The following is a 21,185-nucleotide window of genomic DNA, read 5'->3' on the forward strand; positions in this document are numbered from 1 at the left end:
TTATTGAGCCTAAGGTCTCAATAATTCCGAGTACCTGAAACTATTAAGTTTCAGGTACTTTTCTCACGACGAAAAGTTTCAGTAGATGATTGAATCACTCTAACGAGTAACATTTCTTTTTATAGAATTTATTAGATTTATAAAAAAGAATAGTTTGTCTACAGTCTCGGGTTGGAAATTTTCCACCCTCTTTTTTTGGCTCTTAAAACGAGGAAAATAAAACAGAAGGAAAAAACGGTTTCAAAAAATAATAGAAATTTACAGAAATCTCTTGTGTGATTGGAAATTATCCTTTACAATAGGAGAGGAGTTTTATTTCTGATCTCAAATTTGGAGGAATGAACATGTCGATTAACTGGCAGGAAATTGTATTTAACTTTTTGGGAGGCCTGGGGCTCTTTCTCTATAGTATTAAAACCATGGGAGAAGGCTTGCAACAGGCTGCAGGAGATCGACTTCGCTACTATATTGATAAATATACGAGTAATCCCTTTCTAGGGGTTCTAGTAGGGATTGGGATGACTGCCTTGATTCAGTCGAGTTCAGGGGTTACAGTGATTACGGTCGGTCTGGTGAGTGCAGGACTTCTAACCCTCCGTCAAGCTATTGGTATTGTTATGGGGGCCAATATTGGAACGACTATTACCTCCTTTATCATTGGTTTTAAATTAGGAGACTACGCTCTTCCCATGCTCTTTATCGGAGCGGTTTGTCTCTTCTTTACCAAAAATCGTTTGGTTAATAATGTTGGACGAATCGTTTTTGGTGTCGGTGGTATCTTCTTTGCCCTCAACTTGATGAGTGGGGCTATGGAACCTCTTAAAGATTTGCAAGTCTTTCGTGACTATATGGTGCAGTTAAGTAAAAGTCCTATCTTGGGTGTCTTTGTTGGATCAGGCTTAACACTTTTGATTCAGGCCTCTTCTGCAACCATTGGTATCTTGCAAAATCTCTATGCTAGTCATTTGATTGACCTGAAAGGAGCCCTCCCAGTTCTCTTTGGTGATAATATCGGAACGACCATTACAGCTATCATTGCTTCCTTGGGAGCTAATATTGCGGCCAAACGTGTGGCAGGTGCCCATGTAGCCTTTAATGTTATCGGAACCATTATCTGTCTTGTCTTCCTTGTTCCGTTTACCTCTTTGATTCAATGGTTTGAAACGACTCTTCATTTATCCCCAGAAATGACCATAGCCTTTGCTCACGGAACCTTTAATATAACCAATACCATCATCCAGTTCCCATTCATTGGAGCTTTGGCATACTTTGTGACCAAGCTGATTCCTGGTGAGGATGAGGTTGTCAAATATGAACCGCTCTACTTGGATGAAAACTTGATCACTCAAGCGCCTTCGATTGCTCTTGGGAATGCGAAAAAAGAGTTGCTTCATTTAGGTGGGTATGCAGATAAAGCCTTTAGCCTCTCTTATGATTATATTCTTCATCAAAATGAGAAAACAGCTGAAAAGGGTCATAAGACAGAAGAAGCCATCAATACCATTGATGATGATTTGACTCGCTACTTGATTCGTTTGTCAAGTGAAGCCTTGAGTCCGAGAGAAAGTGAAGTTCTCACCAATATCTTAGATTCTTCTCGTGATTTGGAGCGGATTGGAGATCACGCGGAAGCCTTAATTAATCTAACCGATTATTTAATTCGTAAGAAAGTCGTTTTTTCAGAATCAGCCTTGGCCGAATTGGAAGATATTTACAACCAAACCCATCAATTTGTAGAGGATGCTTTGAAATCTATCGAGCACAATGATGTGAGTCTTGCAAATCAACTAGTAGCACGTCACGAGGCAATTGAAAAATTGGAGAAAAGACTTCGGAAAACTCATATTCGTCGTTTGAACCAAGGTGAATGTACGCCACAAGCCGGAGTGAACTTTATTGATATCATTTCTCACTATACACGTGTTGCAGACCATGCCATGAATCTAGCTGAAAAAGTACAAATCGAGCAAATTTAATGAATGTCAAACAGAGTAAGTAGGAAGCTTGCTCTGTTTTTGTATGATTCTATCTAAAAATAGGTCTAGACCATTTACAAATGGAAGTGAAAGCGTTATAATATGTATGAATATAAATGGAACACAGTTCCTACAATGGAAAGGACGATTATATGTCTACATATATTAAAGCAGATCAATTTTATTACCCACATGGAGTTCGCCGTGGAGGTTATTTGGAGCTCGTCAATGGCAAGTTTGGAAAACATGTGGAAAGCTTACCAGAAGGAGCAGATGTGCTGGATTATTCAGGTTACAGTATTGCTCCGGGCTTGGTGGATACCCATATTCACGGTTTTGGTGGAGTAGATGTTATGGATAATAATATCGAAGGCACTCTCCATACCATGAGTGAAGGTCTCTTGAGTACTGGGGTCACAAGCTTTTTGCCTACGACTTTGACTTCCTCTTACGAACAACTTTTGGCGGTAACTGAAAATATTGGTGCACGATATAAAGAAGCAACAGGTGCTAAGATTCGTGGTATTTATTTTGAAGGACCTTATTTTACAGAAAAATACAAGGGAGCACAAAACCCAGCTTATATGAAGGATCCAAGTATGGTAGAATTCCGGGCTTGGCAAAAAGCTGCCAATGGTCTGTTGAATAAGATTGCCCTTGCTCCCGAGCGTGAAGGGGTAGAAGAATTTGTTCGGACCATTACAGGAGAAGGGGTGACAGTCGCTCTAGGACACTCCAATGCAACTTTTGAAGAAGCTAAAAAAGCAGTTGATGCAGGTGCGAGTGTCTGGGTGCATGCCTATAATGGTATGCGTGGTTTGACGCACCGTGAACTCGGTATGGTTGGAGCTATGTATGAGTTGCCTCATACTACAGCAGAGTTGATCTGTGATGGTCATCACGTTGATCCACTAGCTTGTGATATCCTGATGAAACAAAAAGGAAAAGAAAATGTTGCCTTGATTACTGACTGTATGACAGCTGGGGGATTAGAAGACGGGGATTATATGCTTGGGGAATTCCCAGTCGTGGTTGCTGAAGGGACTGCTCGCTTGAAATCAACTGGTAATCTAGCTGGCTCAATCTTGAAATTGAAAGATGGATTAAAAAATGTTGTAGAGTGGGGAATTGCTAACCCTCACGAAGCAGTGATGATGGCCAGCCTCAATCCGGCAAAATCAGTCCATATTGATGATGTTTGTGGTCAAATCCGTGAAGGATATGATGCGGACTTCATCGTACTTGACCAAAATTTGGATCTGGTTGCGACCTATCTCGATGGGGTCAAACGTTACCAGGCGACGAATTAGATTCAAGAATCGAAGATAGAATACTTCCTCTCTAGGTCATACCTAGAGAGGTTTTTGTTTACCAATGGTAGTGCAATTTTGTGAATGCTGTCTTTTCATGCTATAATGGGAATTGAAATGTGAGGTAGCTTATGAAGGCAATTGATATACGTTTTTTATTGATGGGAATTTTTTTCTTGCTCTATGGGATTGTAAGAAAAAATATCTTTATTGTGATCGTTGGTGGGTCATTTTTACTCTATAGTTTTTATAGCAAGAAGATGGAGCCAACCAAGAAGAATATTTTTAAGCCAGAGCTCAAGCTTCGAGGGCCTAAGAAACCGAAGTCGAAGAAAGGAAAGAAGAAATGAATCATTATCGTTTAAATAATGGGGTGGAGATTCCTGTATTGGGATTTGGGACGTGGAAAGCAGCGAATGGAGAAGAAGCCTATCAAGCTGTCTTAGCTGCTTTAAAAGCAGGTTATCGCCATATCGATACAGCTGCGATTTATCAGAATGAAGAGAGTGTGGGTCGGGCCATTAAAGACAGTGGTCTTGCGCGCGAAGACCTGTTTATTACCACCAAACTTTGGAATACTCACCACACCTATGAAGACGCTCAAGCTGCTTTGGAAGAGTCTCTTGAAAAACTAGGCTTGGACTATGTAGATCTTTATTTGATTCATTGGCCAAATCCAAAATCACTTCGAGAAAATGATGCTTGGAAACAACGAAATGCTGAGGTTTGGCGAGCAATGGAAGATATGCTAGCTGCTGGCAAGGTTCGGGCTATTGGTATTAGCAATTTTCTGCCTCATCATTTGGAAGCCCTCCTTGGAACAGCTCGGGTCATTCCGGCTGTGAACCAAATTCGTCTAGCACCTGGGGTTTACCAAAGTGAAGCCATTGCAGCAAGTCGCAAGCATGGCATTTTACTAGAGGCTTGGGGACCTTTTGGCCAAGGAGAATTGTTCCAAAATGAACAAGTAAAAGAAATGGCTACTAAATATGGAAAGACCGTCGCTCAACTAGCCTTGGCTTGGAGTTTGCAAGAAGGTTTCCTTCCATTGCCCAAATCGGTTACACCTGAGCGGATTGCGAGTAATTTAAATTGCTTTGATTTTGAATTGACAGCAGATGATGTGGAACTCCTTCGCCATCTTCCGGTTGAAGCAGGTGCACCAGATCCGGACACCAAAGATTTTTAAAAGGGAATTTCTATTCATTAATAAAAACCGAGGACAGTTTCGTTCTCGGTTTTTAAAATCCTTTCAATGATTAAATAATTTTAAAACTCCAACAAAAACAGATGTTCTATAATACTTCCCCATTCTAATTTACAATTTTCCGAACGAAAACAAATTAATAGCTAGTAATATTCGTAAATGTTACATTTGTGTTACAATTTGTTTTTTGAATGAATTTTCAGACAATTTTGCGTTATAATAGTTACTATTAAAATAAAAGGGGAGTTTCTATGAATAGACAAGAACGTTTTTCATTAAGAAAATACAAATTTGGTGTAGCCTCAGTTTTATTAGGGGCTGTTTTGGTATTTGGATCTGCACAAGCGAGTGCAGAAGAACAAGCGGCCAGCCAAACGAGTGCTGGAACACAGCTTGTAGCCACTACTCAACAGGCACCTGCTGAAGAAGAGCATTCACAAGCAACAGAAGCAAGTACAGCAGTTGCTAGTGAGAAAGTTGAAGTTACAAAAGACGCAGCTGTTGCAGCAAAGACAGTTGATGCAAAAGAAGCTACTGTTGTTGAAAAACCAGAAGCTCCGAAAGAGGCATCTACTGTTCCAGAATCAAAACCGGAAGTAGCGGAAAAACCTGTAGAAAAAGCAACAGCAGTGGCTACTGCGACAAGTTCAGAAACAACGAATCGCCATGAGGCAGCTGAAAAACCTCAAAGCATCGAAAGTGACGAAATTATTACTGTTCCCCAAACATGGAAGCAAGGTTATAAAGGGGAAGGGATGGTTGTTGCCGTTATCGACTCTGGCTTGGATGTGAACCACGAGGTTCTTCGGATTACCGATCCTTCAAAAGCTAAGTTTAAAAACCAAGAAGAAATCGAAGCTGCTAAGAAAGCAGCAGGAATTGATTACGGTAAATGGTACAACGACAAAGTTGTCTATGCCTATGACTATTTTGATGGTACAGATAATATCAAAGAGGCTGAAAGAGATTCTCACGGGATGCACGTTACAGGGATTGCGACGGGGAATCCTGATAAAGTAGCAGGCAACGGAGAAAAGATCTATGGTGTAGCACCAGAAGCGCAAGTTATGTTTATGCGTGTCTTCTCAGATCGCCAAAAAACAACGGGATCTGCTCTTTATGTAAAAGCAATTGATGATGCTGTAGCTCTTGGTGCAGATACTATCAACATGAGTCTTGGTTCTACGACTGGTTCTACGGTCAATGCGGATTCAGATATTGTGGATGCCATTAAACGGGCGCGCGCTAAAGGCGTATCTGTCTTAATTTCTGCAGGAAATAGCAATAGCTTTGGAAATGGTTACTCAAGACCTTCTGCTGAAAATCCAGATTATGGTTTGGTCGGAAACCCATCAACGGTAGAGGACTCCATCTCTGTTGCTTCTATCAATAATAATGTTATTACGACAGAAGTATTTGAGGTGAAAGGTCTAGAAGGCAATGCGGAAGCGGATAACGGTAAGTTTGATTACAGTAAATCTGCTGCAGATGCTGATTTTGAAAAAAGCAAAGAGTACGAATATGTGTCAGTTGGTCTTGGAAAAGAAGATGATTTCAAAGATCTGGATCTTACCGGTAAATTAGCCTTAATCCAACGCGGGGAAATTCCATTCTCAGAAAAGATTGCGAATGCCTTCCATCATGGTGCAGCAGGAGCTTTGGTCTACAATAATGTGGAAGGATCGAACCTTGGAATGGCAATTGAAGGAGATGCGAAAAAGATCCCATCTGTCTTTATTTCAAAACGTTATGGGGAAGCTCTTAAAGCAGGTTCCTACAAAATTGTCTTTAACAATACTATGGCCAACCGTCCATCTCCAGAGGCAGATCAATTATCTGATTTCTCAAGTTGGGGAGTAACAACAGATGGTCAGTTGAAACCAGATGTCACAGCACCTGGTGGAAATATCTTTTCTTCTTTGAATGATAATACCTACGGAGATATGAGTGGTACAAGTATGGCCTCTCCTCATGTAGCAGGTGTGGCAGCTTTGGTCAAAGAATACCTTGTGAAGAACCACCCAGAATTGACTCCAGAACAAGTTTCTGAAACTGTCAAAGCCTTGATTATGTCTACGGCTAAACCACATGTTAATAAAGAAACCGGTGTTTATACTTCTCCACGTCAACAAGGAGCAGGGGTTGTAGACACAGCTGCAGCCGTTTCAACAGACTTGTATGTGACTGGTGAAAACAACTATCCAAGCGTTACTCTTGGAAATGTTGGAGATAGCTTTACCTTTGATGTGACGGTTCACAATATTTCAGATACCGATCGTACCTTGAAAATGTTGGTGAATACTGACACAGATGAAGTGAAGGATGGTAAATTTACCCTCCGTCCACGTAAATTGACTGAAACAGCTTGGCCTGAAGTAACCGTGAAAGCACATAGCTCTGAAACGGTTACGGTGAAAGTTGATACAAGTAAATTCACAGAAGAGTTGAGCAAAGAAATGCCGAACGGCTATTTCCTTGAAGGATTTGTTCGCTTTGTAGATCCGGCAGATGATGGGGATGTGGTCAGCTTGCCGTTTATGGGATTCAAGGGAGAATTCCAAAACCTTCCCGCTGTTGAAAAACCAATCTATGATTTGGTTCGCGAAGGAAAAGATGGCTTCTACTATCATGTTCCAAAAGATTTGAATATCTCCTCTAGTGCCAATGTTTCTGCGCTTGTTACCCTGCAAAATGACCTTCTCCTCACACAAGGAAAACGAGATGGTCGTCGGATTACAGTTCTTGGTATTGAAGAAAATGCGGAAGGTACACATTCTCTTCAATTAGATGAGAATGGGAATGTTCGCATTGCCATTTCGCCAAATGAAGATGGAAATAAAGACCTCGTTGAATACAAGACAGTCGCCCTTAGAAACATTGAAAACCTTCGTGCAACTGTTTATGCAGCAAGTGATACGGAACATAAAAATCCATTGTGGGAAGGAACTCCATCTGACCATCGTAAGAACTTCTTCAACGGTGACCAAAAGAACCCACGCAGTTACACACTAGATAACACTGCTTGGAACGGTACCGATGCAAATGGGAAAGCAGTAGCAGATGGTCTATATGATTATGTCATTCGTTATACACCAATGGTTCCTGGTGCTGAAGAGCAATCAACGACCTTTAAGGTTCAAGTTGATACCCAAAAACCAGTGATCACATCTGGATATATTCGCTTTAAAGATGGGGCACAACAGTTTGTAGCTCGTAAAGCCAAAGATGTTGGAGACGGCGGAATCTTATCTGAAAAACTCGTCTACGTGACTCCATTCGATGATCAGGGGACAATGGTCCAAACTAGTGATGATAAGAATGGGACACGTGCCCTTGAAAATTACCATGTCATTAAAGCGAATGCAGATGGTAGTTTCGATCTTCCTGAAAATATCGATAAGAAGAATATCTATTACTACGTAGAGGACTTTGCGGGGAACGTAGACTATGTTTCACTAGCAGATTTAGTTCGGGATCAAAATAGTGGCCGGATTCAAATTGCTGTTCGTGACGCTAAGACGAACAAAGATTTGGATACTATGTATGTTTACCGAATCAAAGATAGTAATGGTCAATATGTGTCAGTTGATAAGACAAAAGATATTAACTTCTTGAACTTTGGTCATTATACTGCAGAAATCTTTACGTATGATCGTACAGAAGTGAAATTTGTCAGCAGCTTGACACAAGAATTTGATTTGACAGAGGATAATAGTTTCCAAACGATCGCTTTCCTTGCCAATACTTTAGAATATGCACCAGTTAGCATCAGCTTTGATCAACCGGTTTCAAAAGCAGCTACGATCGTATTAAAAGGGGCAGATGGTGAAAACTTTGTCTTGCCTGCTGAAAAATATGGTAAAAATGGCTTTGGTAAATCTGTAGCAACTGGTCAATATACCTTGGTTGCAACTCTTCCTACAGGCTATGAACTAGCTGAGGAAGCACCAGTGATCTCAGTTGTCGCAGGGCGTAACAACAATTATCGTATTGGAGTAATCTCAAAAGTGAATCTCTTGGCTGCTTTGAACAACCAAGCAGATGTTACAAAGACAGCGCAATACTTCAATGCCAGTGCGGATAAGAAGGAAGCCTATGATCAAGCTTTGCAAGCTGCCCAAGCAGCCTTGACCAACAAGGTTAGTCAAGAGCAAGTCAACCAAGCTCTAGCTAGTCTTGAAGCTGCTAGCCAAGCTTTGGATGGGAAAGTTTCAAACGTTGCGGCCTTAAAAGAAGCGATGCAGGCTTACGATGCTACGACTAAAACTGGTCGTTATGCCAATGCCAAAGAAAAAGTACGTCGCGACTACGATCGTGCTTTCCAAACAGTAGCCTTGCTTGCAGTTGATCCAACTGTGAAACAAGAACAAATCAATCAAGCACTTGCTGAGCTTAGCCGTGCGGAAGGAAAATTAAACGGGAAAGCAACTGATTTTTCAAGCCTTGAAAAATACATCAAGGAAGAATTGAAGTTCCAAGAAAAGAATGCGAAATTCATCTATGCTGGAAATGAAGAAAAAGAAGCTTACCTAGTAGCCTTCAAGGATGCACAAACTATCCTTTCAAATCCAGGAGCAAGCCAACAAGATGTGAAAGATGCTTTGACAGCCTTGAAGAATGCCAAGAAAAAACTTCATGGTAAAAAACCAAAAGCTGCAAGACGTCCATAAGAAAAACAACATTGTTTGTTAGCCTAAAATCCGTATGAAACGATTGCTTCATGCGGATTTTAATTTACAAGTCACTAAAAATCTGCTATAATACTAGTCAAGAAAGAAGGGCTTACGGTGTTTTTCTAGCGAGCTTGGGATAGTGAGAGCCAAGTAGAGCAAAGTAAGCAAGTGGCGCTTTCTCTCAGTAAAAGCTGAGTAAAGTAAAATAAAATGAAGTAATAAATTAGGGTGGAACCGCGTTTCTGACGCCCCTAGGTCATAGACTTAGGAGTATAGACACGGTTCTTTTTGTATCCTAAGTCACAAGAAACTTTATGAATAAGGAGTAAAACATGTCTAAAAAATTGACTTTCCACTGCGTCAGTGGCAGAGATCTCCTTACAGTCGGACTGCCACACGCTCAGCACTAGGGTGCCTGAGCTAGACGCAGTACTAACTCGTCTTGCCTCGTATAATCGACGAGGCAGACTCGTGTCGCAAGAAATCATTTAAATCAAGGAGTATTTAATGTCTAAGAAATTAACCTTTCAAGAAATTATTTTGACTTTGCAACAATACTGGAATGACCAGGGTTGTATGCTCATGCAGGCTTATGATAATGAAAAAGGTGCGGGAACCATGAGTCCTTACACCTTCCTTCGTGCCATTGGTCCTGAACCATGGAATGCGGCTTATGTAGAGCCATCACGTCGTCCAGCAGATGGACGTTACGGGGAAAACCCAAACCGTCTTTACCAACACCACCAATTCCAAGTGGTGATGAAACCATCACCATCAAACATTCAAGAGCTCTACCTTGAGTCATTGGAAAAATTGGGGATCAATCCTTTGGAACACGATATCCGTTTCGTTGAAGATAACTGGGAAAACCCATCAACTGGTTCAGCTGGTCTAGGTTGGGAAGTTTGGCTTGACGGTATGGAAATCACTCAGTTCACCTACTTCCAACAAGTTGGTGGATTGGCAACTGGTCCGGTAACTTCTGAGGTCACTTACGGATTGGAACGTTTGGCTTCTTACATCCAAGAAGTCGATTCTGTTTACGATATTGAGTGGGCTCCAGGCGTTAAATACGGAGAAATCTTCCTTCAACCAGAATATGAACACTCAAAATACAGTTTTGAAGTTTCTGACCAAGATATGCTTCTTGAAAACTTCGAAAAATTTGAAAAAGAAGCAGGACGTGCTTTGGAATTGGGTCTTGTTCACCCCGCCTATGACTACGTTTTGAAATGTTCACACACCTTCAACTTGCTTGATGCTCGTGGAGCTGTATCCGTTACAGAACGTGCCGGCTACATTGCCCGCATCCGTAACTTGGCCCGTGTCGTAGCCAAAACCTTCGTCGCAGAACGCAAGAAACTTGGTTACCCACTTCTCGACGAAGCCACACGCGCCAAACTCCTAGCAGAAGAGGAAGAATAAAAAGAGCGTATTAGATGGGATTGGCTGATCGAGCAATCCAACAGAACCAGTTGCCGCAGTGATAAAGGTATCGTTAGAGAAACTAACGATACCAGGCAAAATTGGAGACCTTAGGCTCCAATTTTAGCAATGAAACGACGAAGTCGGTTGCTTGCGTGCCAATCACATAAGGCAAACTGGAAAAAAAGATATTTTTCGGAGAAGAAACATGACAAAAAACTTATTAGTAGAATTAGGACTTGAAGAGTTGCCAGCCTACGTTGTCACACCAAGTGAAAAACAACTGGGTGAGAAAATGGCAGCCTTCTTGGATGACAACCGTCTTTCATACGAAAGCATTCAAACCTTCTCAACGCCACGCCGTTTGGCTGTCCGTGTGATTGGTTTGGCGGATCAACAAACAGATTTGACCGAAGATTTTAAAGGACCTTCTAAGAAAATCGCCTTGGATGCAGAAGGTAACTTCTCAAAAGCGGCCCAAGGATTTGTCCGCGGGAAAGGCTTGACAGTAGATGATATCGAATTTCGTGAAGTCAAAGGGGAAGAGTACGTTTATGTTACGAAGCACGAAGCTGGAAAACCAGCTAAAGAAGTCTTGGCTGGCCTTCCAGAGGTGCTTGCTTCATTGACCTTCCCTGTTAGCATGCACTGGGCTAACAACACCTTTGAATACATTCGCCCAGTTCACACCTTGATCGTTCTTTTGGGCGACGAAGCACTCGACCTTGATTTCTTGGATATTAAGTCGGGTCGTGTGAGTCGTGGGCACCGTTTCCTTGGACATGAAGTAGAAATTACCAATGCGGATTCGTATGAAGAAGACCTTCGCACGGTTTACGTGATTGCGGATAGCAAAGAACGTGAAAACATGATTCGTGAGCAAATTAAGGCTATCGAAGCAGAACAAGGTGTTCAAGTTCAAATCGAAGAAGGACTTTTGAACGAAGTCTTGAACTTGGTCGAATATCCAACTGCCTTTATGGGAAGTTTTGACACTAAATATTTGGATGTTCCAGAAGAAGTTTTGGTGACCTCAATGGAAACGCACCAACGTTACTTTGTTGTACGTGACCTTGATGGTAAGCTGAAACCAAACTTCATCTCCGTCCGTAATGGGAACGCTGAGCACTTGGAAAATGTTATCCGAGGAAATGAAAAAGTCTTGGTGGCACGTCTTGAAGATGGTGAATTTTTCTGGCGTGAAGACCAAAAACTTAAGATTGAAGACCTCGTTGCTAAATTGGCGAACGTGACCTTCCATGAAAAAATTGGTTCTCTTTCAGAACACATGGCGCGTGCGGGTGTTATTGCAGCGTCACTAGCTGAGCAAGCTGGTTTGACTGCAGAAGAAACGGCAGCCGTCGCTCGTGCAGCTGAAATCTACAAATTTGACCTCTTGACGGGTATGGTCGGTGAGTTTGATGAATTGCAAGGAATCATGGGTGAAAAATACGCCCTTCTCGCTGGTGAAGATGCTGCGGTTGCGAGAGCTATCCGTGAGCACTACCTTCCTGATTCAGCAGACGGAGCCCTTCCAGAGACTAAGGTTGGTGCCATTCTTGCCCTTGCAGATAAATTGGATACCCTTCTTTCCTTCTTCTCAGTTGGCTTGATTCCATCAGGTTCCAATGACCCTTATGCACTTCGTCGTGCAACACAAGGGATTGTTCGTATCTTGGATGCCTTTGGTTGGCACATCCCTATGGATGAGTTGATTGACAGCCTTTACGGACTTTCATTTGATAGCCTTTCCTATGACAATCAAGCAGAAGTGCTCAACTTCATCAAGGCGCGTGTGGACAAGATGATGGGACGCACACCAAAAGATATCAAAGACGCTGTTCTTGCTGGTTCAAACTTTGTCGTGGCTGATATGCTGGAAGCAGCTGAAGCTCTTTCAGAAGCTGCGAAGACCGATGGTTACAAGGCAGCTGTTGAATCCCTCTCACGTGCTTTCAACTTGGCAGAAAAAGCAGAGGCTTCAGTAGCAGTCGACGCTAGTCTCTTTGAAAATGATCAAGAAAAAGCCCTTGCTAAAGCGATTGAAGAGCTTGAATTGACCGGTTCAGCTAGCGACAAATTGGCTCAACTCTTTGCTCTGAGCCCAGTCATTGATGCTTTCTTTGACAATACCATGGTGATGGCAGAAGATGAGGCTGTTAAAAACAACCGTTTGGCCCTTCTTGCAGGTCTTGTAGCGAAAGCTAATAATGTTGCAGCCTTCAACCAATTGAACACAAAATAAGTACCTGATGACAGGTAGAAAGTAGGTTTTATTATGACACCTGAAAAAATCGCTCGTATCAATGAGCTTGCTAAAAAGAAAAAAACAGAAGGTTTGACTCCTGAAGAAGCAGTGGAACAAGCAAAACTTCGTGAAGAATACATTGAAGGTTATCGTCGTTCGGTTCGTCACCACATCGAAGGGATCAAAATTGTGGATGAAGAAGGTAACGATGTAACACCTGAGAAGCTACGCCAAGTGCAACGTGAAAAAGGTTTGCATGGCCGTAGCCTCGATGACCCTAATTCATAAGTAAAAGAGTGCTGGAAGAGACTCCAGCACTCTTTTTAATCTATAAAATTCAGAATATTCTGGACTGGATTGACCAATTTTTAAAAACATGGTATAGTAGATTGTATGAAAATTTGAAGTATACTTTTCTGAAAATGTACAGAAAAAGAATGGGAGTAATTATATGTCAAAAAAACATCATCCTGGTGAAGAAACCGAAAATGGGATGGTTCGTGGTCTGCAAAATCGGCATGTTCAGCTGATCGCTATTGCAGGAACCATCGGGACAGGACTCTTTCTTGGAGCCGGTCGTTCCCTTTCTTTGACAGGGCCCTCTATTATTTTAGTCTATATGCTGACTGGCGCCTTCATGTACTTGATGATGCGGGCAATCGGAGAAATGCTCTATATGGACCCTGATCAACACACCTTTATCAACTTTATCACCAAGTATATAGGAAAAGGTTGGGGTTATTTTTCAGGATGGTCCTATTGGGTCTCCTTGGTATTTTTGGGAATGGCAGAGATCACCGCTGTTTCCAACTATGTCCAGCTTTGGTTTCCAAATTGGCCAGCCTGGCAGATTCAAATTATCTTTTTAGCGCTCTTAAGTTGTGTAAACTTGATCGCTGTGAAGGTTTTTGGAGAGGTTGAATTCTGGTTTGGAATGATCAAGATTGTCACTATTTTAGCCTTGATCGCAACAGGAATCTTTATGGTGACGACGAATTTTGAAACACCAGCTGGACACGCTAGCTTAAGTAACATTACCAATGGTTTTCAAATGTTTCCAAATGGTTGGGTCAAGTTCGTCATGGCCTTCCAAATGGTCTTCTTTGCTTACCAAGCAATCGAATTTGTTGGAATTACTACTTCTGAAACCGCTAATCCCCGCCAAGTATTGCCAAAAGCTATTAAAGAAATTCCAATCCGGATTGTAATCTTTTATGTAGGAGCTTTGTTGGCGATTATGGCTATTTTCCCTTGGCAACAGCTTCCTGTCAATAAGTCACCGTTTGTAACGGTCTTTCAGATGGTAGGAATCAAGTGGGCAGCTGGATTGATTAATTTTGTTGTACTGACAGCTGCTGCATCTTCCTTGAATTCCACCCTCTATTCAACAGGGCGTCACTTGTACCAGATTGCAAAAGAAACACCAAACAGCAAAGTGATGAATCGTTTGAAACTGAATAGCTTATCTCGTATGGGGATTCCAAGTCGCGCGATTATTTTTTCTGCGATTGTGGTTGCTGTTTCTGCCTTTATCAATGTCTTGCCAGGTGTCTCAGATGCCTTTGCCTTGATTACGGCCTCTTCTTCTGGTGTCTACATTGCTATTTACATTTTGACTATGCTTGCCCATCTTAAGTACCGTAAATCGAAAGAATTTATGCCAGATGGTTTTGTCATGCCAGCCTATAAAGTGTTGAATCCATTGACCATTGTTTTCTTCCTCTTCGTATTCGTTTGTCTCTTTTTGCAAGAATCAACATACATTGGAGCGATTGGAGCAACCATCTGGATCATTCTTTTTGGGATTTACAGCAATTGGAAACATAGTAAATAAACCGCAAAACTCACCAAACGGTGAGTTTTTATTATTTCAGAGCTAGTTTGCTTTCTTTTAAGGAATTACTTGGAGGGAATAAAAGAAAAACAGAGGTGGAAGAAATTATTTTTCTTCCATCTCTGTTTTTTGTCCTTGAATGGCTTTTTTGAGCCACCAAAGTGAGCCGGCTAGGATCAGGGCAGCAAGCCAAAAAATCCAAGCCTCAATAGTGGTTAGAAAAAAGTAGAGAGCGATAGCATCGACCAATAAAAGTGGGATGAGAATCTGTTTTCTTATTTTCATAAGAATATTGTATCATAAATCCTAGAGGAAACAAATAAAATCAAGCCTTTCTAGGTATTTTGAAGGATCCGAAAAGGTCCGATAGGATTAGTTAGTGAATTTTCTTTCAGGAGTGCATCTTGGTCCCATTTGTGGTAAAATAGTAAAGATATGAGTAAAGAATTTCATCATGTAACGGTTTTGCTTCATGAAACGATCGATATGCTGGATGTTAAGCCAGATGGTATCTATGTAGACGCCACATTGGGTGGGGCAGGCCACAGCGAATATTTGTTAACAAAATTAAATGAATCGGGCCATCTTTATGCCTTTGACCAAGATCAGCATGCAATTGAGAATGCTAAGATTCGTTTAGCACCTTTTATTGAGAAAGGGATGGTGACCTTCATTAAGGATAACTTTCGTCATTTGAAGGAACGTCTAAACGAATTGGGTGTGACTGAAATTGATGGAATCTGTTATGACCTAGGTGTGTCTAGTCCTCAGTTAGATGAACGGGAACGCGGATTTTCATACAAGAAAGATGCGCCACTGGACATGCGGATGAATCAAGAAGCTTCCTTGACAGCCTATGAAGTCGTTAATAGCTACGATTACCATGATCTAGTCCGTATTTTTTTCAAATATGGAGAGGACAAATTTTCCAAGCAAATTGCGCGGAAAATTGAGCAAGCACGAGCAATTAAACCGATTGAAACGACGACTGAATTAGCAGAGATTATTAAATCTGCTAAACCAGCTAAGGAGCTCAAGAAAAAGGGACATCCTGCTAAACAGATTTTCCAAGCCATTCGTATCGAAGTCAATGATGAATTGGGAGCTGCAGATGAATCGATTCAACAAGCCATGGATTTGTTGGCCCTCGATGGTCGTATTTCTGTGATTACCTTTCATTCGTTAGAGGATCGATTGACCAAACAATTGTTTAAAGAAGCTTCGACGGTTGAGGTTCCAAAAGGACTTCCCTTTATTCCGGATGATTTGAAACCAAAGATGGAGTTGGTCAACCGGAAACCTATTTTACCAAGTGAAGAAGAGCTTGAGGATAATAATCGATCCCATTCAGCAAAACTACGGGTTGCTCGAAAAATACACAAGTAAGAGGAATTGATATGGCAGCAAGAGATGAGAGAACAAGAACACAGCTACTGCAAGACCGCTTTCGCCGTTTCTCTAGAGTAGAAAAGGCTTTTTATGGGTCGATTGTCCTAACAGCTGTTATTTTAGCCATTAGTATCGTCTTTATGCAGACACGGATTTTACAAGTTCAGAGTGAATTGACTGATTTGAATACGGAACTAGAAGCCAAAAAGACGGAATTAGCAGATGTTCGTCAAGAGGTCAATGAATTAACACGTTATGACCGCTTATCACAGTTGGCTAGCTCCCAAGGAATGAAGCTGCAAAAAGAAAATCGAAAAACAGTGAGTGCAAGTAGTGATGAATAAATTCAAAAAATTTTTGATCGGGTATTCGATAAAGAAACGTCGCTTGCCGGATCAGAATCGAAAACAAGTTGGGAAAAATCTCAGTGTACTGGCGATTTTCCTCTTTTTTCTCTTTCTGATTAATTTTGCAATGATCATTGGGACTGACAAAAAATTTGGTGTAACCTTATCGGATCAAGCCAAAAAAGTCCATGAGCAGACGGTCATTGTTCCTGCAAAACGTGGAACGATCTACGACCGAAATGGAGCAGTAATTGCTGAAGATGCTACGACCTATAACGTTTATGCTATTATTGATAAAAAGTACAAATCAGCAACTGGGAAAATCCTCTATGTAGAAGAGAGCCAATTTAAAAAAGTAGCAGAAATCTTTAAGCAGTACTTAGGGATGGATGAGGATTACGTCATTCAACAGTTGTCGCAAAAGAAATTGAAACAGGTTTCTTTTGGCTCGAACGGAAACGGCATAACTTATAGTAATATGACAGCCATCCGTGAGGCCATGGAAGCGGCGAAGATTGAAGGGGTTGCCTTTACAACCAGTCCAAATCGAAGCTATAAAAATGGAGTTTTTGCTTCTCAATTTATAGGTCAGGCCTCTCTTCAAGAAGATAAAGAGGGGAATAAAACTCTGAAGGGGCAATCAGGGATGGAGAAATCCCTCGATCGTATTCTCGCTGGTCAAAATGGGGTTATCACCTATGACAAAGACCGAAACGGCAATATCGTTCCTGGTTCAGATAAGGTTTCTGTCAAAACAGAAGATGGAAAAGATGTCTATACGACCATTTCAGCAGAATTACAAACCTACCTTGAGACGCGAATGGATGTTTTCCAAGAAAAAGTAAAAGGAAAGTATGTTAGTGCGACTCTTGTGAGTGCAAAAACTGGAGAAATCCTGGCTACAACGCAACGTCCATCCTATAATGCGGATACCAAACAAGGGTTGGATCTGAAAAACTTGAAAACCTGGAATACCATCCTTTATCAAGATCAATATGAACCGGGTTCAACGATGAAGGTCATGTTATTAGCTTCGGCGATTGATCATGGAACTTTCCCAGCCTATAATGAAGTATACTACAGTAACGAACTACAAGTAAAAGATGCGACGATCCGTGACTGGGATGTCAATATGGGGCTGGCTGAAGGTCGCTATATGAATATCGCACAGGGCTTTGCTTACTCAAGTAACGTGGGGATGACTCGCTTAGAGCAAAAGATGGGAAATGCTGTCTGGATGGACTACCTAACCCGCTTTAAATTCGGTCTTCCGACCCGTTTTGGAATGGGAAATGAAGCTTACGGGGGTCTTCCAGGGGATAACTATGTCAGTCAGGCACAATCTGCCTTTGGTCAAGGGATTTCCGTCAGTCAAACCCAAATGTTACGGGCCTTTAGCGCCATCGCTAATGATGGGCAAATGTTGGAGCCGAAATTTATTAGTGCTATTTACGATAAAAAATCAGACACAGCCCGCAAATCAAAAAAAGAAGTTGTTGGAAAACCAGTTTCAGGATCAGCTGCGCAACAGACACGAAACTATATGATCACCGTCGGAACAGATCCAGAGTATGGAACCTTGTACAGCGATGGACCCATCATTCAGGTACCAGGTCAAAACGTTGCGGTGAAATCAGGGACTGCCCAAATGGCGACAGATCAAGGATACTTACAAGGAGAAAATGATTATATCAACTCGGTTGTAGCCATGACACCTGCAGAAGATCCTGAATTCATCATGTATGTGACGGTCCAACAACCAGAAGTGAAATTCTCAGCGACCAGCTGGGAAGAGCTGGTCAATCCTATTTTGGAAGATGCAGTTGCTTTAAAAGACGAATTGCATTTGACATCAGAGGCACCAACGTTGGATGGTGTGACCAAAGAAACGACCTACAAAATCCCTTCAGTAGAAACTCTCTCTAAGGAGTTGAATCTGAAACAAAATTTGAGCCCAGGTGCTTATTCAGAGGAATTGCGTCGCAATTTGGTGCAACCAATTGTCCTAGGAACCGGGAAAAATATCCGCAAAATGTCTGTGGATATAGGCTCTAAAGTCAAAGCCAATCAGCAAGTATTGTTATTGACAGAAGACTTTGATGCGGTTCCAGATATGTATGGTTGGACTAAGAAAAATGCAGACATCTTTGGAGAATGGACTGGAATTGAGATTACCTATAAAGGTAGTGGAAAGAAAGTAACTAAACAAAGTGTCAAAATGAACACCTCACTCAATAAAACTAAAAAGATTACGTTAACATTAGGAGACTAAGATGTATATTGCTACGATCCTTGTATCGTTTCTATTAACAGTGGCTGCTATTCCAGCCTTTATTCGATTTTACCATCGTGCTCATATTTCTGGGCAACAAATGCACGAAGATGTGAAACAACACAAAGCGAAAGCTGGCACTCCGACAATGGGTGGAGTTGTATTTCTCATTACAGCCGTTCTAGTTAGTTTTGTCGTTACCGTATTGACTGGAAATTTCACGCGCCCTGTTCAACTGATTCTATTTATCTTGATTCTTTATGGAATTGTTGGATTTTTGGATGACTTTTTAAAAGTTTTTCGTAAGATTAATGAAGGTCTTAACCCAAAACAAAAATTGGCCCTTCAACTTGTTGGTGGAATCATCTTCTATATTTTTTCTGAACGCCACGGTGCAGGAAGCCTTTTGAATGTTTTCGGATATGAACTTTACTTGGGCCATTTCTACATTCTCTTTGCTTTATTTTGGTTGGTTGGTTTCTCAAATGCTGTCAATTTGACAGATGGGATCGATGGATTAGCCAGCATCTCCGTTGCCATTAGCCTGAGTGCCTATTCCTTTATTGCCTATATGCAAGGGAAATGGGACATTCTCTTTGTCACCTTGAGTATGATTGGGGCCTTGCTAGGATTCTTTGTCTTCAACCACAAGCCGGCTAAAATCTTTATGGGAGATGTCGGTAGTCTAGCTCTTGGAGGGATGCTTGCAGCCTTGTCAATGGCTTTGCATGTCGAGTGGACGCTGCTCTTGATTGGTCTGGTCTATGTCATTGAAACAGGTTCAGTGATGCTACAAGTGACCTATTTCAAATGGACCAAGAAACGTTACGGGGAAGGACGTCGGATTTTCCGAATGACTCCTTTCCACCATCATTTAGAACTGGGTGGCCTTTCTGGCAATGGGCAAAACTGGTCAGAATGGAAAGTGGATGCCTTTATGTGGAGCATTGCCTTGGTGACAAGTATCGTGACTCTAGTCCTTCTCTACCTATAAAACGACGGTGGGCTTGCCCATCGTTTTTTTGCTGACTCAGAGAGACTTCGCTGGTTAGGAAAAATGACCCATAAGAGAGGCAAGAAGACAGCTTTTCTGATATAATAATAGAGATCATGAAAGGAACTGAGAAAATGAAATTTACAGAGTTTAATTTTAAGCCCTATATTCAAGAGGCACTGAAAGAAATCAATTTTAGAGAAGCAACCGAAGTACAGGAAAAACTAATTCCGATTGTCCTAGCTGGAAATGATTTGGTAGGAGAGTCAAAGACAGGTTCTGGGAAAACCCATACGTTCCTCTTGCCGATTTTTCAAACCTTAAATGAAGACAGCCAACAAGTAGAAGCGGTCATCACGGCTCCTAGTCGGGAGTTGGCGACGCAAATTTACCAAGCTGCTCGTCAAATCGCTAGTCATTCTGAAAAAGAGATTCGGATTGTAAATTATGTTGGAGGAACGGATAAAAGCCGTCAGATTGAAAAACTCCAGGTCAAACAACCACATATCGTGATTGGAACTCCAGGCCGGATTTATGATCTGGTTGCATCGGGTGATCTGGCTATTCATAAGGCCCATACTTTTGTGGTGGATGAGGCAGATATGACACTGGACATGGGATTCTTGTCTACTGTGGATAAGATTGCTTCAAGTCTTCCGCAACAACTGCAATTTTTAGTTTTTTCAGCCACCATTCCGCAAAAATTGCAGCCTTTCTTGAAAAAATATCTCTCAAACCCAGTCATGGAGCAAATTAAGACTAAGACGGTGATTTCAGATACCATCGATAATTGGCTGGTTTCCACCAAGGGTCGGGATAAAAATGAGCAAATTTACCAATTGACCAAGACCTTGCAACCTTATTTGGCCATGATTTTCGTTAATACCAAAACGAGAGCAGATGATCTCCATGCCTATTTGGTGGCTCAGGGATTGAAAGTGGCAAAGATTCACGGAGATATCCCACCACGTGAACGGAAACGGATCATGAATCAGGTTAAAAATCTTGATTTTGAGTATATTGTGGCCACAGATTTAGCGGCTCGTGGAATTGATATCGAAGGGGTGAGTCATGTCATCAACGATGCTATTCCACAAGATCTTTCTTTCTTTGTCCACCGTGTCGGTCGGACAGGGCGCAATGGTCTACCAGGTGTCGCTATTACTCTTTATCAACCGAGTGATGATTCAGATATCCGTGAACTAGAAAAAATGGGAATTCGTTTCGTACCGAAAGTGTTGAAAAATGGGGTTATTGAAGATACTTATGATCGGGATAGACGGGCCAATCGTGAGAAAAAGCAAGAGAAACTCGATATCGAAATGATTGGTCTGGTGAAGAAGAAAAAGAAAAAAATCAAACCAGGCTACAAGAAAAAAATCAAATGGGCAGTTGATGAAAAGAGGAGAAAAGCTAAGCGAGCTGAAAACCGTGCGCGTGGTCGGGCGGAACGAAAGGCCAAACGCCAAACTTTCTAATCCCTTGTTTCAAATGTTCAGAACAAAACATA

At 41.6% G+C, this 21,185-nt stretch carries 15 protein-coding genes; 14 read left to right on the forward strand and 1 reads right to left on the reverse strand.

The features are described 5' to 3' along the window. Positions 1–344: 344 nt before the first annotated feature. The 9 genes from HMPREF2918_RS01865 to HMPREF2918_RS01905 all read left to right on the forward strand — a co-directional run bounded on the left by HMPREF2918_RS01865 (position 345) and on the right by HMPREF2918_RS01905 (position 14,673). Positions 345–1,976, forward strand: coding sequence for a Na/Pi cotransporter family protein (locus HMPREF2918_RS01865; RefSeq protein WP_070594441.1), 1,632 nt, complete (start codon positions 345–347; stop codon positions 1,974–1,976). Between the two features lie 152 nt (positions 1,977–2,128). After that, complete coding sequence (gene nagA / locus HMPREF2918_RS01870; protein ID WP_070594461.1) at positions 2,129–3,286, forward strand: N-acetylglucosamine-6-phosphate deacetylase; 1,158 nt, start codon at positions 2,129–2,131, stop codon at positions 3,284–3,286. 131 nt (positions 3,287–3,417) lie between these two features. Next, positions 3,418–3,636, forward strand: a complete 219-nt coding sequence (locus HMPREF2918_RS11545; protein WP_049498094.1) for a hypothetical protein — start codon at positions 3,418–3,420, stop codon at positions 3,634–3,636. After that, positions 3,633–4,475 (forward strand): aldo/keto reductase, encoded by an 843-nt coding sequence (locus HMPREF2918_RS01880; RefSeq protein ID WP_070594442.1) that lies wholly within the window; start codon positions 3,633–3,635, stop codon positions 4,473–4,475. The genes HMPREF2918_RS11545 and HMPREF2918_RS01880 overlap by 4 nt, the downstream gene beginning before the upstream one ends. Positions 4,476–4,744: 269 nt before the next feature. Continuing rightward, positions 4,745–9,163 carry a S8 family serine peptidase gene (locus HMPREF2918_RS01885; protein ID WP_070594443.1) on the forward strand — a complete coding sequence of 1,473 codons (4,419 nt, stop codon included), beginning with the start codon at positions 4,745–4,747 and terminating at the stop codon, positions 9,161–9,163. A gap of 510 nt (positions 9,164–9,673) precedes the next feature. Beyond that, positions 9,674–10,591, forward strand: a complete 918-nt coding sequence (glyQ, locus tag HMPREF2918_RS01890) for a glycine--tRNA ligase subunit alpha (RefSeq protein ID WP_002886077.1) — start codon at positions 9,674–9,676, stop codon at positions 10,589–10,591. A gap of 208 nt (positions 10,592–10,799) precedes the next feature. Then, on the forward strand, positions 10,800–12,836 hold the full coding sequence (glyS, locus tag HMPREF2918_RS01895) for a glycine--tRNA ligase subunit beta (RefSeq protein ID WP_070594444.1): 2,037 nt from the start codon (positions 10,800–10,802) through the stop codon (positions 12,834–12,836). 33 nt (positions 12,837–12,869) lie between these two features. Beyond that, on the forward strand, positions 12,870–13,127 hold the full coding sequence (locus HMPREF2918_RS01900) for a DUF896 family protein (RefSeq protein ID WP_003012632.1): 258 nt from the start codon (positions 12,870–12,872) through the stop codon (positions 13,125–13,127). 163 nt (positions 13,128–13,290) lie between these two features. Further along, on the forward strand, positions 13,291–14,673 hold the full coding sequence (locus tag HMPREF2918_RS01905) for an amino acid permease (protein WP_049490975.1): 1,383 nt from the start codon (positions 13,291–13,293) through the stop codon (positions 14,671–14,673). 105 nt (positions 14,674–14,778) lie between these two features. Here the strand turns inward: HMPREF2918_RS01905 and HMPREF2918_RS01910 are convergent, their stop codons facing one another. Further along, on the reverse strand, positions 14,779–14,958 hold the full coding sequence (locus tag HMPREF2918_RS01910; RefSeq protein ID WP_037599920.1) for a hypothetical protein: 180 nt from the start codon (positions 14,956–14,958) through the stop codon (positions 14,779–14,781). A gap of 150 nt (positions 14,959–15,108) precedes the next feature. Here HMPREF2918_RS01910 and rsmH point away from each other — a divergent pair, with 150 nt between their 5' ends. The 5 genes from rsmH (at position 15,109) to HMPREF2918_RS01935 (ending at position 21,153) form a co-directional block, all read left to right on the forward strand. Further along, a complete protein-coding gene (gene rsmH, locus HMPREF2918_RS01915; RefSeq protein ID WP_049490974.1) occupies positions 15,109–16,059 on the forward strand; it encodes a 16S rRNA (cytosine(1402)-N(4))-methyltransferase RsmH in 951 nt (316 codons plus the stop codon). 11 nt (positions 16,060–16,070) lie between these two features. After that, positions 16,071–16,406, forward strand: a complete 336-nt coding sequence (ftsL, locus tag HMPREF2918_RS01920) for a cell division protein FtsL (protein WP_003014937.1) — start codon at positions 16,071–16,073, stop codon at positions 16,404–16,406. Further along, positions 16,399–18,681, forward strand: a complete 2,283-nt coding sequence (gene pbp2X / locus HMPREF2918_RS01925) for a penicillin-binding protein PBP2X (RefSeq protein WP_009732319.1) — start codon at positions 16,399–16,401, stop codon at positions 18,679–18,681. The genes ftsL and pbp2X overlap by 8 nt, the downstream gene beginning before the upstream one ends. Before the next feature lies 1 nt (position 18,682). Next, complete coding sequence (gene mraY, locus HMPREF2918_RS01930; protein WP_049490973.1) at positions 18,683–19,675, forward strand: phospho-N-acetylmuramoyl-pentapeptide-transferase; 993 nt, start codon at positions 18,683–18,685, stop codon at positions 19,673–19,675. 134 nt (positions 19,676–19,809) lie between these two features. After that, positions 19,810–21,153: a DEAD/DEAH box helicase gene (locus HMPREF2918_RS01935; protein ID WP_037608303.1), complete on the forward strand. Its 1,344-nt coding sequence runs from the start codon at positions 19,810–19,812 to the stop codon at positions 21,151–21,153. Positions 21,154–21,185: the final 32 nt, after the last annotated feature.

This window comes from Streptococcus sp. HMSC065C01, assembly GCF_001813525.1.
Classification (GTDB): domain Bacteria; phylum Bacillota; class Bacilli; order Lactobacillales; family Streptococcaceae; genus Streptococcus; species Streptococcus parasanguinis_V.